At 46.7% G+C, this 12,985-nt stretch carries 12 protein-coding genes; 7 read left to right on the plus strand and 5 right to left on the minus strand.

What is annotated here, in order from left to right:
• Positions 1-38 precede the first annotated feature (38 nt).
• The 3 genes from PQQ36_RS02945 (at position 39) to PQQ36_RS02955 (ending at position 1,538) form a co-directional block, all read left to right on the plus strand.
• Entirely contained in the window at positions 39-578 is a 540-nt protein-coding gene (locus tag PQQ36_RS02945; RefSeq protein ID WP_011081468.1) for a YaeQ family protein, read from the plus strand.
• Positions 571-1,110 carry a hypothetical protein gene (locus tag PQQ36_RS02950; protein ID WP_225470324.1) on the plus strand — a complete coding sequence of 180 codons (540 nt, stop codon included), beginning with the start codon at positions 571-573 and terminating at the stop codon, positions 1,108-1,110. The genes PQQ36_RS02945 and PQQ36_RS02950 overlap by 8 nt, the downstream gene beginning before the upstream one ends.
• 68 nt (positions 1,111-1,178) lie before the next feature.
• Positions 1,179-1,538, plus strand: a complete 360-nt coding sequence (locus PQQ36_RS02955; protein WP_015728076.1) for a glutaredoxin family protein — start codon at positions 1,179-1,181, stop codon at positions 1,536-1,538.
• 94 nt (positions 1,539-1,632) lie between these two features.
• On the opposite strand, the gene PQQ36_RS02960 is transcribed toward PQQ36_RS02955, so the two are convergent.
• Positions 1,633-2,229, minus strand: coding sequence for an OmpA family protein (locus tag PQQ36_RS02960; protein WP_225470325.1), 597 nt, complete (start codon positions 2,227-2,229; stop codon positions 1,633-1,635).
• Positions 2,230-2,447: 218 nt separating this feature from the next.
• On the opposite strand from PQQ36_RS02960, the gene PQQ36_RS02965 reads away from it, so the two are divergent.
• A complete protein-coding gene (locus tag PQQ36_RS02965; RefSeq protein WP_225470326.1) occupies positions 2,448-3,074 on the plus strand; it encodes a thiol:disulfide interchange protein DsbA/DsbL in 627 nt (208 codons plus the stop codon).
• Positions 3,075-3,091: 17 nt separating this feature from the next.
• Entirely contained in the window at positions 3,092-3,565 is a 474-nt protein-coding gene (locus PQQ36_RS02970) for an FKBP-type peptidyl-prolyl cis-trans isomerase (protein ID WP_061058015.1), read from the plus strand.
• A 75-nt stretch (positions 3,566-3,640) separates the two neighbouring features.
• Here PQQ36_RS02970 and PQQ36_RS02975 read toward each other — a convergent pair whose 3' ends face one another.
• On the minus strand, positions 3,641-4,243 hold the full coding sequence (locus PQQ36_RS02975; protein WP_225470327.1) for a beta-phosphoglucomutase family hydrolase: 603 nt from the start codon (positions 4,241-4,243) through the stop codon (positions 3,641-3,643).
• A 333-nt stretch (positions 4,244-4,576) separates the two neighbouring features.
• Here PQQ36_RS02975 and PQQ36_RS02980 point away from each other — a divergent pair, with 333 nt between their 5' ends.
• Positions 4,577-6,349 carry a methyl-accepting chemotaxis protein gene (locus PQQ36_RS02980; RefSeq protein ID WP_026130893.1) on the plus strand — a complete coding sequence of 591 codons (1,773 nt, stop codon included), beginning with the start codon at positions 4,577-4,579 and terminating at the stop codon, positions 6,347-6,349.
• Between the two features lie 77 nt (positions 6,350-6,426).
• On the opposite strand, the gene vmeZ is transcribed toward PQQ36_RS02980, so the two are convergent.
• Together vmeZ and PQQ36_RS02990 are read right to left on the minus strand one after the other, a co-directional pair.
• A complete protein-coding gene (gene vmeZ / locus PQQ36_RS02985) occupies positions 6,427-9,579 on the minus strand; it encodes a multidrug efflux RND transporter permease subunit VmeZ (protein WP_072603790.1) in 3,153 nt (1,050 codons plus the stop codon).
• Positions 9,580-9,588: 9 nt separating this feature from the next.
• Positions 9,589-10,716, minus strand: coding sequence for an efflux RND transporter periplasmic adaptor subunit (locus tag PQQ36_RS02990; RefSeq protein WP_225470328.1), 1,128 nt, complete (start codon positions 10,714-10,716; stop codon positions 9,589-9,591).
• Between the two features lie 345 nt (positions 10,717-11,061).
• Between PQQ36_RS02990 and PQQ36_RS02995 the strand changes: the two genes are divergently transcribed.
• Entirely contained in the window at positions 11,062-11,520 is a 459-nt protein-coding gene (locus PQQ36_RS02995) for a dCMP deaminase family protein (RefSeq protein WP_015728084.1), read from the plus strand.
• A 91-nt stretch (positions 11,521-11,611) separates the two neighbouring features.
• On the opposite strand, the gene pepT is transcribed toward PQQ36_RS02995, so the two are convergent.
• Positions 11,612-12,841 carry a peptidase T gene (gene pepT, locus PQQ36_RS03000; RefSeq protein ID WP_273660310.1) on the minus strand — a complete coding sequence of 410 codons (1,230 nt, stop codon included), beginning with the start codon at positions 12,839-12,841 and terminating at the stop codon, positions 11,612-11,614.
• Between the last annotated feature and the right edge of the window lie 144 nt (positions 12,842-12,985).

Raw genomic sequence — 12,985 nt, forward strand, 5'->3', positions numbered from 1 at the left:
CTGGCTATTTTTATGGCTAGAGATAAGTAACTGAAACCATGGCTCTTAAACCCACCATCTACAAATTCCGCATCAATCTCACTGATATCAATCGCGATCACTTCGATACCTTGTCTATCACCACCGCGCTGCATCCATCAGAAAAAGTCGAACGCCTCGCGGCCCGATTGCTCGCGTTTTGCCTGCATGCCCAACCAGAGCTTGTTTTCACCAAAGGTCTATCCACGATTGAGGAACCAGACGTGTGGAAAAAAGAGCTCGACGATTCGATCGCAGTGTGGATTGACGTCGGTGAGCCTGAGGCCGATAGAATTAAAAAAGCCACTCGCCAAGCTAAATCCGTGTTTGTTTATAGCTTTAATCAGAAGTCTTCCGTTTGGTGGGAAAAGCACAAAGGCAAATTTCAGCAGTTACCCGTTTCTGTTTGCCAATTTGATGCCGATGCCATTGAACAACTCGCCAATCAATTACAACGTGGCAGCTCGCTGTCTGTCATGATCAGCGGAAACTCTGTGTTTATAGATGGCGATTCGTTCCATCAACAAGTCGATTGGCAGGTACTGCAAAGCAATGAGTGAGTTAAAGGACGCGCTGGCAGAGGCTGGCGTATTCACGTTGGAGTACGTCAACAACAACCCAGATGCATTGGCACGATTTTGCGACGCGCAGAATGCCTTGTTTCAACGAGTATGTGAAAACAAACCCGAAACGCCAACCACGCTCCATTTACTCGGGCTTCTCACTAAAAGCCATATTGAGATACTGGCTCAATTTGTTTCTGACAAGGAAAGTCGTTTGGTCATGAAAGACGTTTTGCAAACTTCACTAGGCGCACAATCCAGCGACAAGTTTAACGATGTGGTGTTGCAAGACCTGCTGATGATTTCCACCTTGTGGATTTTCGTTCAAGGCCGTCTCAAGATGGATTTCAGCCTTGCCAATGATCACGCAGCAGAAACGGCGCAACACGCGGCTCCTTTTCTCGCTGTAGACGCCGATGTGATTCGTAGTGAGTTGATGCAGAGTTTCTACCAAGGCAAAGCACTCTATCAACGCCAACAGGGTAAACCGAGACTATGGCAGAGATTTCTTAACCATTTATCCTCATAAAACACCCGGTTTTATAACATCTTAAAGCCTGATAGACTTTCGCCACTTAAACATTACGGAAGTCTATCATGCAGTTAATTCGTTGGTTTCTCGGTAAACTCATTCTTTTAGTGGACACGCTCTTCTCGCCAAAAGGCCTCAAACGCTCACCTGAAGCACAAAGCAAAGTCGATGAGCAGGCAACGCACTACGCACTTTATCAATTTGCCGCCTGCCCTTTTTGCGTCAAAGTACGCAGAGCGATGAAACGACAATCCGTTACTATCGAGCTGCGTGATGCCAAAAACGATGCACAGCATCGTCGTGAACTGGAGCAAGGCGGTGGAAAAATCAAAGTGCCTTGTTTAAGAATTGAAGAAAACGGTCAAACACGTTGGATGTATGAATCGAGTGATATCGTGGCGTACTTAGAGAAAACTTTCCCTTAAGCGTTTATTTTGCCCAAGGCGCATATTAAAAAAGGCACGTTAAGTGCCTTTTGCCATTTTTTTTCGTCTTATTTTTGCTCGTATTGCTGCTGTGTTATTTGGTTACAATCAGCATTAGTTCGACACGTCTGTTGCACTTGCGTCCGTTGATTGAGGTGTTACTGCAGGCTGGAAGGTATTCACCATAACCCCGAGTATAGACTCTGGATTCCGGTACTCTCGACATCAACAACTGCTTTTTCACCTCTTCTGCTCTACGCTCAGAAAGAGAATTGTTGAAACCTGTCGTCCCCGTGCTATCGGCATGGCCATCAATCACAATATCCACATCGCTTCTCTGATTCAGATAGTTGCCTAACAGCCCTATCCATCGAGCAGATACAGGGGAAACTTCCGCAGAACCAGTTTTGAAATGAATCGTCTCCGTAAGATGAATCATGATGTGATCACCAGGTAAGATTTGGTATTGAATCGCATTACGTTGCAGAAACGATTGTAAAGAGTCTGACTGTACCTGAGGCTTCTGTGCTTGCATCATTTGAGGCGGTGGAGAAGAAACCTCTTCACCACCCCATTCAGGATAAACCAACTCCTCATTGGTTTTCGGTGCGACATCGAGCATGTTTGGCGGTACGATCAAATTCGCACACCCAGACAACAATACACATGCAAACAAACTTTGTTTTTTCATCAGCACAACCCAAAAAGCTCTAACTAGTCCTCTTGTATAGTATCGACCAGTTAGCAAAATCTTTAGGTTTTTCTTCGGTTTTCATCGCGATTGCTTGCCAAAGCATCGCCAGAGCTTTGAGATATTGTTTCAAAGTGCAAGTTATCAAAAATTATCGGTTTTCGCCTTGCCGCTAAGCCGTTAAACTTAGGTCTATTTTCTACTATTTTGAGTTGATTATGCTAAACCGAATTAAGCACATCTCACTGCTTTTGCTTGCTGCGCTGGCGTTAGCCGCTTGTAGTGACAATAACCAACCCACTGAAGGCGTTCAGTACAAAACCTTGGCGAAATCTCTAACAAGTTACCAGCTACCTGAGGTGACCGAAGTCTTCTCACTGACTTGTGGCCACTGCCGCACAATGGAAAGTGTGATTCCCCAGTTGCAAGAACAAACGGGCAAAACGTTTGGCAAACTGCATGTGACTTTCAATGACAGCGCCCAAATCAGTGCCTTCATCTTCTACACCGCTGTGATGCAGCTAAATGACATCCCAAATCATGACTTTATGAATGAGCTTTTTGCCGCAGTCCAAATGGGGCCGGAAGTGTCTGGGGTGGAAAAACAGCAAGCGCTCGAAGCCGCTTTTGAGAAACGTGGTTTGGTAAGCCCATACCAGCTTGAAAAAGCACAGCAAGAAAAAATGTTTGAGTTGTTCCAAAACGCAGATGAGATTTCGCAGGTCGCACAAATCAACTCAGTACCGACTTTCATCGTCAACGGTAAATACCAAGTCATCACTTCTGCACACCAAAATGCGGAAGAAATCGGTAACACCATCAAATTTTTGCTTAGCAAACCTTAACGGAATAGAGGTATTACGTGTCTAAATTAATCCTACCCCTGATCATTCTAGTGCTTGCGGTTTTTATGATTTATCGCACTTGGAACAATCATAAAGCAGCAGAAGTGAACTTTGAAAAAGGCCAAGCATTCTTGCTAGAAAACAGTAAAAAAGAAGGTGTGATCACCACCGAAAGTGGCCTGCAGTACCAAATATTAGAAAAAGGTCACGGCGACAAGCACCCTACCGCGAGCAGTAAAGTTAAAGTCCATTATCATGGCATGCTTACGGATGGAACCGTATTCGACAGCTCTGTTGAGCGCGGTTCGCCAATCAGTTTTAATCTCAACCAAGTCATCAAAGGCTGGCAAGAAGGCCTTCAATATATGGTTGAAGGTGAGAAAGTCCGCCTCTTTATCCCTAGCACTTTAGGTTATGGCAAAGGCGGCTCTGGTCCAATTCCACCAGCCAGTGTGTTGATCTTTGATGTTGAGTTATTGGAAATCCAATAACACCAAACGCATACAAAACCATAAACCACAATGCCACCAACAGGTGGCATTGTGGTTTTTCGCTGCAAAGCACTTTTAGTTCACCGGATAGAACACCAGCTCACCATTTTCCACCATCACGCAGTCCATTTTCGCGGCATGAGCGGCTTGCTTTCCAAGCTCGGTGTCTTCGAAAACGACACACTCATGTGCAGGCAGCCCCAATTGCTGCGCCGCCAACAAAAAGGTATCTGGATGCGGTTTGTGATTCTGCACCTCTGTGGCACTGACGAGCGCATCCAATTTATCAAGTAAGTTGGCTTTGGCCAGCAGACGAATCGCACTCTCTCTTTGGCTGCCCGTTCCCACTGCCATTTTCTTTTGACCCAAATACTTTTCTAAGACTCGGTGTGTAGATTCGATCGCGTCTCCGTGCTCATCCAATACCGCAAAAGCTGCCATTTTGAATTGAGAAACATCCATTGCTACCAGCGATAAACCGTACTTTTTATTAATCTCTGCGGCTATTTTAAAACTCGGCATGCCTCCCAAGCTGTGGATCCACTGCTGTTCAAACGGAAACTGAAAATGCTCTGCTGTTTTTTTCCAAGCGATAAGATGTGCCGGCATAGTGTCAATTAAGGTGCCATCCATATCAAAAATAAAGCCGGTGTAGCCGTTAAAAGGGATTTCACTCATGAGGTTAATTCTGTCTTATTTCGTGATTTTTGATTAAACGATTCTACACTTATAAGAGTCTTTAGGAATCCGTACGTAGAAAGTTAATGAAAAATTGGCCTTTGAAAGAGACAAAAGTGAACAAAAAGGAAAAATGCACTATTAAGGTTAGTATTTGGTAATGGCGCTGTATTGGGACTGTCTCAAAATTAAAACTAACCATTTAACAGTGGGTTATAAAGATAAAAAACTAGAGCTAGGTGCAAATAAAGTTATTAATAATTTAGTCAATTTAAGTGAGCGCTGTATAATCTCGCCAAATCATATACTGCTTACATATCAAAGGTGTTAAGTATGACTATCAAGCAGAAGCTCTATGCGTTAGGTGCAATAGCCATTCTCGGTATCATTACCCTTCTATTCACCTCAAACCACTTTGTGGATAAATCCAACCAATTACAGCAGGCCATTAAATTGGTCGGTGACTTGGAAATTCGTCTCCTCAACCTACGTCGAAACGAAAAAGATTTCTTATTGCGAAGCGACGCAAAATATCTCAGCTCGTTTGATAAAAACGTCGACATATTTGTGAACACTGAAAAGCAGTTGGAAGCCATTTTGGACGCCAATGACCTTCCATCCAGCGCCCAGTTTAGACAAGACTTACTCAAGTACCAGAAAGGCTTCCAGACCCTTGTTGCCGCTTCTCAAACCTTAGGGCTTTCTAACGAGCAAGGTTTGCTCGCCAGCTACGTTACTGCTCTGGACGCCGTGAAACAGAATGCCGATGCCGACCAATTATTGAAACTCATCGAGTTTAATAGTGCGACGCTCAAAGGGGATCTGCAAGAGAACCTCCTTGCCGGTCTTAGCAACACACAAACATTGACTCGCGCCGCTAAAGAGGTGGTGAATCAGCGTGTGGTTATTGGTGTCGCTTACAACAAAGGTTTGCTGGGCGATGTTCGCAATCTCTCCCACCAAGTTGAAGAGCAGTTTAAATCGTTTTCTAAAGCACTAAATGAAGCCAATGCCACTCAAGAAGAAGAAATGGGTGTGGTAAAACAGATCATCACGCTCGGTTTGCTGGCGCTGCTGGTGATTGTTATCTTGCAAATTTCTCGCTCGATTAACAATCAAGTCCATGCCCTTGCCACCACGATTAAAGCCATTTCTGAAACCAACAACATTGGTTTACGAAGCGAGCTGAAAGGAAACGATGAGTTGACGATGATTGGCCAACAACTGAATACTTTGTTGGAAAAAATCGAACAGCTGATTTTCAGCTCCCAAGAAAAATCGTCTCAGCTCACCAGCAGCACTAATAATATGCACACTGAGCTTGAAGGCGTGATCGAGCAGTTCCACGTTCAAGCGGATCACACCAGCACGATGGCCACTTCTGTTCAAGAAATGGTGGCAACCATTGGTGAGATTTCTGAAAGCACCAATATTGCGGTGGAAGGTGTACAACAAGCGGCGAAGAATGCGGAATCTGGCCGTAACGTCGTGGAGTCGACCGTGAAAAACATCGATCAATTGACGGGCATCTTAGCCAACAGTCAACAGTCGATTGGTTCATTGAATGGCCATGTCGAAAAAATTGGCGGCGCGGTCGAGATCATTCAAGGCATCGCAGAGCAAACTAACCTATTGGCGCTGAATGCGGCAATCGAAGCAGCGCGTGCGGGAGAACAAGGCCGAGGCTTTGCCGTGGTTGCGGATGAAGTTCGTGCTCTAGCCAGCCGCACCCATCAGTCAACAGAAGAGATCACGAAGGTGGTCTCAGCGATCCAATCTCAAATGGCTAAAGTGGTGTCGGATATCGACCAATGTAATGAACAAGGCCAAGAAACCCTACATGCTTCTGAACAGCTTGATTCAAGCCTGCGCCAGATCATCAATGATATGACCAATATTCAGGCCAACTCTGAACGCATCGCTTCAGCCATTGAAGAGCAAGGTGTGGTTATGGGCCAAGTAAGCGGCTCCATTACCGAGCTGAACACCATTTCGGAAAACAACATGCACTCAGCACAAGAGTGTTTGAGAGAAGTTGACCTTGTCTCCGAACAAGCGCATTCGATGGACAATGCGGTCGCTCAGTTTAAAACTCGTCAACGTTAATAGCATTCATGCTTATAAAAAATGCCCCAACTCAGTTGGGGCATTTTACTATCTGTCAGAAGAGAAGATTCTTCGCACTATTCATCATCCAATGGAATGAGCTTGGTGCTGCCTCCGTGTGCTTGCTCCCGCTTTCTTTGCACTAACGCATAGAAACCAGGGATCAGGAAGGTACCGGCCAATAACACACACAGCAAGCCGCCAACAAGGGAGATGCCCAGCGAGTTTTGACTCACATGACCAGCGCCTGCCGCGAAAATCAGCGGGAAAATCCCGAGAATAAACGACCAAGATGTCATGTTTACAGCCCTGAAGCGCAATTTACCACCTTGAACGGCAGCCTCATCGATGGCTACCTCTTTCTCTTCCCTTTGCTGCTTGGCAAATTCCACAATCAAGATGGCGTTCTTGGCAGCCAGAGCGATGAGCAGAACCAAACCTATCTGAGCATAGAGATTCAGTGGTGTCCCGGTTAAGTTCAGCGCAAGGAATGATCCTAACGTCGCCACGGGTACCACCAAAATAATCGCCAACGGGATGGTCCAACTTTCATACTGAGCCACCATGAACAGGTAGATGAAAATTAACGCCAGTGCAAAAGCGTAAATCGCTTGGTTGCCTGCCAATACTTCTTGATACGCCATACCAGTCCACTCGTAGGTATACCCTTGAGGAAGCAGCTCTGCCGCAATGCGTTCCATTGCCGCAATGGCATCACCACTGGAATAGCCCGGCGCAGGTTGGCCTTGAATAATGGCACTGCGGTACATGTTGTAACGCCATGCCACATCTGGCTCAAACACCTGTTCATAACTCAACAGTGTACTGAGTGGCACCATTTCACCAGAGGAGGTACGAACGTGGAAACGCGACAGATCGTCCATACTGCTGCGATGTTCACTATCGGCTTGCATCGTCACCCGGAAGTTTTTGCCAAACATAGTGAAATCATTCACGTACATCGAACCAAGATTGCCCTGTAACGTTTGAAAGATCGACGACAGCGGAATGCCTAGTTGCTGCGCTTTTTCACGATCAATATCGACATAGTAATGCGGTACATTCGCTCGAAACGTGCTAAAGGTATAGGCAATTTCAGGCGCTTGATTCGCCGCTTGGATCATTTCTCCCATCACCATCGCTAAATCGGTTCGACTTCGGCCCAGCGTATCTTCTAGTACAAACTCAAATCCTGAAGCGGCGCCCATTCCCGGCACTGCTGGCGGCCCCATAGCAAACACAACTGCCTGTGGCAGTTCCATTGCTGCTCGGCCATTAATACGCTGAGCAATCGCATTCGCCGAGTGGTTACCATTTAACCCGTTGCGCATTTCCCAATCGTGCAACTTGATAAACAGTGAAGCGCCATTCGAAGCGGCAGCTCCCGTCATAAACGAAAAGCCATTGGCCACCGTCACACCATCCACTCCCGGCTCTTGCTCCACCATATTAAGAAGATGATTGGTCACTTCTTCGGTGCGAGACAAAGAAGCAGAGTCTGGCAGTTGCACATTGACCAGCAAGATGCCTTTATCTTCTTGCGGTACAAAAGCGGTAGACGTGGTTTTGGCAAAGAACGCCACCGCAGCGACAGCAACCATGAAAAAAGCCACCAGTAACAGTGATTTTTTCACTAAGAATCCCGCCACCTGGCCATAACGTTCAGTGACGCGCTCGAGACCACGGTTGAAGGTTTTAAACCAATTTGCGGTGTTTTCTCCCCCCTGCTTAAGCACCAAAGAGCAAAGTGCGGGCGCTAAGGTCAAGGCGTTGATCGACGAGATCACCACCGAGATACAGATAGTCAACGCGAACTGGCGGTACATAATGCCGGTAATACCCGGCAGCATCGCCACTGGCAAGAAAACCGCCAACAGTACTAACGTAGAGGTAATGATTGGCCCGGTCACCTCTTTCATCGCCATTAAAGTGGCTTTGCGTGGTGAGATACTTGGATCCTTCGCCATCGTCGTATCGACGTTTTCGATCACCAAAATCGCATCATCAACCACGATACCAATGGCCAAGATCAAACCAAACAGCGTGACGGTGTTGATGGTGAAGCCTGTGGCGAGCATAACCGCAAAAGTTCCGATCAGAGAGACAGGGATCGCCACAACCGGTATCAACGTTGCACGTGCGCTCCCCAAGAACAAGTAGGTCACGGCAATCACCAATAGAATCGCTTCAATCAGGGTCTTCACCACCCCTTTGATGGATTCCGCCACAAACACCGTTGTGTCGTAGCTGGTTTCATACGCCATCCCTTCAGGGAAATTGCCACTTAAACGTTCAAGCAGCTCCATCACCGCTTGGCCGCTTTCTAGCGCATTGGCATCAGATTGCAGCGACAGTGCTACGATCGACGCATCGCGCCCACGGAACTTACCGTTACCATCGTAGAACTTTTTCCCCAATTCCACTCTGGCGACATCTTTTAAATAAACGCTTGAACCATCTGAATTGGCTCGCAATACTACATTTTCAAACTCGCTAACGCTCTCCAAACGCCCTTTTGTGACTAGGTTGAACTGAACTTCCTGAGGGTTATTGTAGGGCGCAGCACCAATACGCCCAGCGGCAACTTGGACGTTTTGCTGGCTTAATGCCGAGTAGACATCCGAGGTGGTGAGCTTGAGATTGGCCATTTTTTCAGGGTCAAGCCAAACGCGCATCGCGTACTCACCGCCACCAATCACGTTTACTTCACTGATGCCTTTAACGCGCGCAAGTTGGTCTTTAACGTTGAGGTTGATGTAGTTGATTAAGAATTGATCGTCATATTTGCCGTCGGGCGAATAGAAGTTCAGTACCATCAACAAATCCGGAGAACGTTTTTTCACTGTCACACCGACCATGCGTACTTCTTGCGGCAACTTTGACTCAATTTGAGCAACACGGTTTTGCACGTTCACCTGTGCCATGTCTGGATCGGTGCCGACATCAAAGGTCACGTTTAGGCTGTAAGAACCATCGTTGGCACTCTTGGACGACATGTAGATCATGTTCTCCACACCGTTAACCGAGGTCTCGATCGGATCCGCAATCGCCTGTTCCACTACCTCGGCGCTCGCGCCGGTGTAATACGCGGTCACGCTCACCGACGGTGGGCTAATTTTGGGGTATTCCGCAACGGGTAACACTGCCAGAGCAATGGCACCAGCCAGCGTGAGAATAATTGAGATCACCAGTGCAAACTTGGGTCTCTGAATAAAGAAACGACTTAACATAACGCCTCCTTACTGCTTCGATTCGGTTGGCGTTTGCACACGCACTTGCATGCCGTTTCTCACACGCTGCAATCCTTGGGTGATAACGACATCATCCTGCGTCAAGCCTTCACGAATCACCACACCTTGCTCAACTTGTGCGCCTAAAGAGACATTTCGACGCTCTGCCACCTCCCCCAGGGTCATAACCATCACGAAATGCCCTTCAAGATCCGTCTGCACTGCACGGCGCGGCACCACCACCACCGACTTAGCTTGTTTCTCTCGCAAATTGACCTTGATGTGTTGACCCGGCAGCAATTGATGATCGGGATTTGCCACCACCGCTCTCAATGCAATGGTGCCCGTTTTGGTATCAATGCGATTACCTAAGTAATCCAAGCGCCCTAAATGCGGATATTCTTTACCATTTTCCAGTTGCAGCTGGACTTCTACACCAGCCGATGGTGTAGAGCCATCTCCCTTAATTCTTTCAATGCCTAAAGCTAAACGCTCACGCTCGCTAATGCTGAATGCGGTATGAATAGGATCGAGGCTGACTAAGGTGGTTAAGATGCCTGCAGAAGGAGAAACCAAATCTCCCGTGCTGACTTTGGAATCGCTAATGCGGCCTGAAAATGGCGCTCGAATTTGAGTATAAGAAAGGTTAACGTCTGCCAATTTCAACTGTGCATTTGCCGCTTCAAGCTGCGCTTGTGCGCCCAGAAGACCAGCAGTCAAAGCATCAAATTCCGACTGCGAAATACTGCCACGTGGCAGCAAGTTCTTGCCACGTTGATGATCTAACTCCGCTTTCTTCAATGATGCTTTCGCTTGAGCCAGTGATGCCTTCGCACTGGCAACCTGAGCTTCAAACGACGATGGTTCAATAGTGTAAAGTAGCGCCCCCTTTTCAACCAACTGGCCTTCCTCAAAATGGCGAGCTTTCAGATAGCCAGAGACTTGTGCGGTAATGTTGGTATCTTCAACCGCTTCCACACGCCCGATATAGGCGTTGCTGGGTTGGTAATCTAACATCAGTACCTCTTGCGTCACGACCAGAGGCGCCATCGTATTACGCTGTTGAAGCGTTTTGTCCTCGCATCCAGCCAATAGAGCCGAAGCCACAATAAGTCCGACAATTGGTTTTAATTTCATACATTTACCATACTTATAAAACGGAGTTTTGTTTAAAATACGCAAGCTTGCTACAAGAATTGTCCGAGAACTATCAGATAAAAAATCAAAACTGTTTCAAACTGTAAAGGTCTGAAACGAGCAGAAAAGAAGGTTATCAACTGCACCGAGTTGTTGAACTGATGTAACACCGAATCCCTTGAAGCACGAGGGACATGAGCAAGATTCACCGGCTAAAGAACCATTTTCTCCATCGGATTGATGAGTGCAGAGAACGCTTTTCAGCAGATATCATTAGGGATGACTATGTTTTTAAATAAAATACGTTATTATTCAGCCAACAGCCTAATGAAGAGAGGGTAATGAATGATTTCTAAATGGGCAAAACGCTTCTATCAAATGGCAGAATTAGTCGCCTCTTGGAGTAAAGATCCATCCACTCAAGTGGGTGCGGTGATCACCAAACAGAACCGTATCGTTTCTGTTGGCTTTAACGGATATCCACACGGTGTTTCCGATAGCGTCGACACCGACGAGCGTGAGTTGAAATACCTCAAAACACTGCACGCCGAAGAAAACGCCATTCTGTTTTCTAAGCGTGATTTGGACGGATGTGAAATTTGGGTCACTCACTTTCCTTGCCCAAATTGTGCTGCAAAGATTATTCAAACGGGCATTTCGCGCGTGCACTGCCCTGAGCAATCGGAAGATTTTCTTTCCCGCTGGGGTGACAAAATTGCCGTAAGCCAAGATATGTTCAATCAAGCAGGTGTCGAAGTAAATTGGCTTCCTGTCGATGAACTAGGCGAAGAAGGCGTGCGTTGATCACTCAGCCATTAAACGGCACGTTATTGAGAATAATCATTAAGAAAATAGCCCAGCAATGCTGGGCTATTTTTTGATGCTTACAGAAGCGTTAAGCGTATTTTTTCGCTGTTAGTTCGGCTATTTTTACGATCACCTGAACCGATTTTTCCATCTGCTCAATTGACGCAAACTCATGAATACCGTGGAAGTTGTACCCGCCCGTGAAAATATTTGGACAAGGCAATCCCATGAAGGATAAACGAGCTCCATCCGTTCCACCACGGATAGGCTTAATGATAGGTTCAACGTCACACACTTCCATTGCTTGCTTCGCCAATTCAATCACATGTGGGAAAGGCTCAACTTTCTCTTTCATGTTGTAGTAGCTGTCGGTGAAGCGGATCTCAACCGAGCCATGCTTAAGCTGAGTGTTCATATCGTCCGCTAGGGACTGCATAAACGCCTTACGGCGAGCAATGCCGTCGCGCTCAAAGTCTCGAAGAATGTAACCTAGCTCTGATCGCGCCACACCCATTTCGGCTGATTTGAGATGATAAAAACCTTGGTAGCCTTCGGTGGTTTCTGGTGTTTCATCTGCTGGCATTCGGCAATGGAATTGCGATGCCAATGTCATTGCGTTCACCATTTTGTCTTTTGCTGTCCCGGGGTGAACACTCATACCATGAAAAATAACGTCTGCACTGGATGCATTGAAGTTTTCATATTCCAACTCGCCTTGCGGCCCACCATCAATGGTGTAGGCCCATTCTGCGCCAAAGCGTTCAACATTGAACAAATCCGCCCCGCGGCCAATCTCTTCATCAGGCGTAAAGCCAATACAAATGTCGCCATGCGGAATGCTTGGATTTTCAATCAGCATCTCAATGGCCGATAAGATTTCTGCAATACCAGCTTTGTTATCGGCACCCAGCAAAGTAGTGCCATCTGTGGTAATTAAATTGTGGCCATGTAGCGCATGCAGCTCAGGATACTGCACCGGAGAAAGCACTTCGTCTCCAATGCCGAGCGCGATGTCACCGCCATGATAATCTTCAATGATCTGCGGTTTCACATTTTTGCCTGAGGCGTCTGGCGCGGTATCCATGTGTGCGATAAAGCCAATCGCTGGAACTGGGTACGCCACATTACTTGGCAGCTTAGCCATCAAGTAACCATGCTCATCCAACTCAACTTGACTGAGACCAAGGTCAAGCAGCTCTTGTTTGAGATGCTCTGCAAACTTCATTTGTCCAGACGTGCTTGGGCAGCATTTCTTTTTAGGGTTTGATTGAGTATCAAACGTCACATAGCGAATAAATCTTTGTACTAAATGTTTCATGGCAATTCTCTTCTTCTTAGCCAACGAGAGTGGTGAATATAGTCATTATGGTGAAGACACCTGCTCTACGAGTTGTCGGGCATAGAATGAAGGCACAAGTTAGTGTGGTATGAACAACCCGACGCAACTATCTTACGCACTTGA

The organism is Vibrio sp. CCUG 15886, assembly GCF_028570825.1.
Lineage (GTDB): Bacteria > Pseudomonadota > Gammaproteobacteria > Enterobacterales > Vibrionaceae > Vibrio > Vibrio vulnificus_B.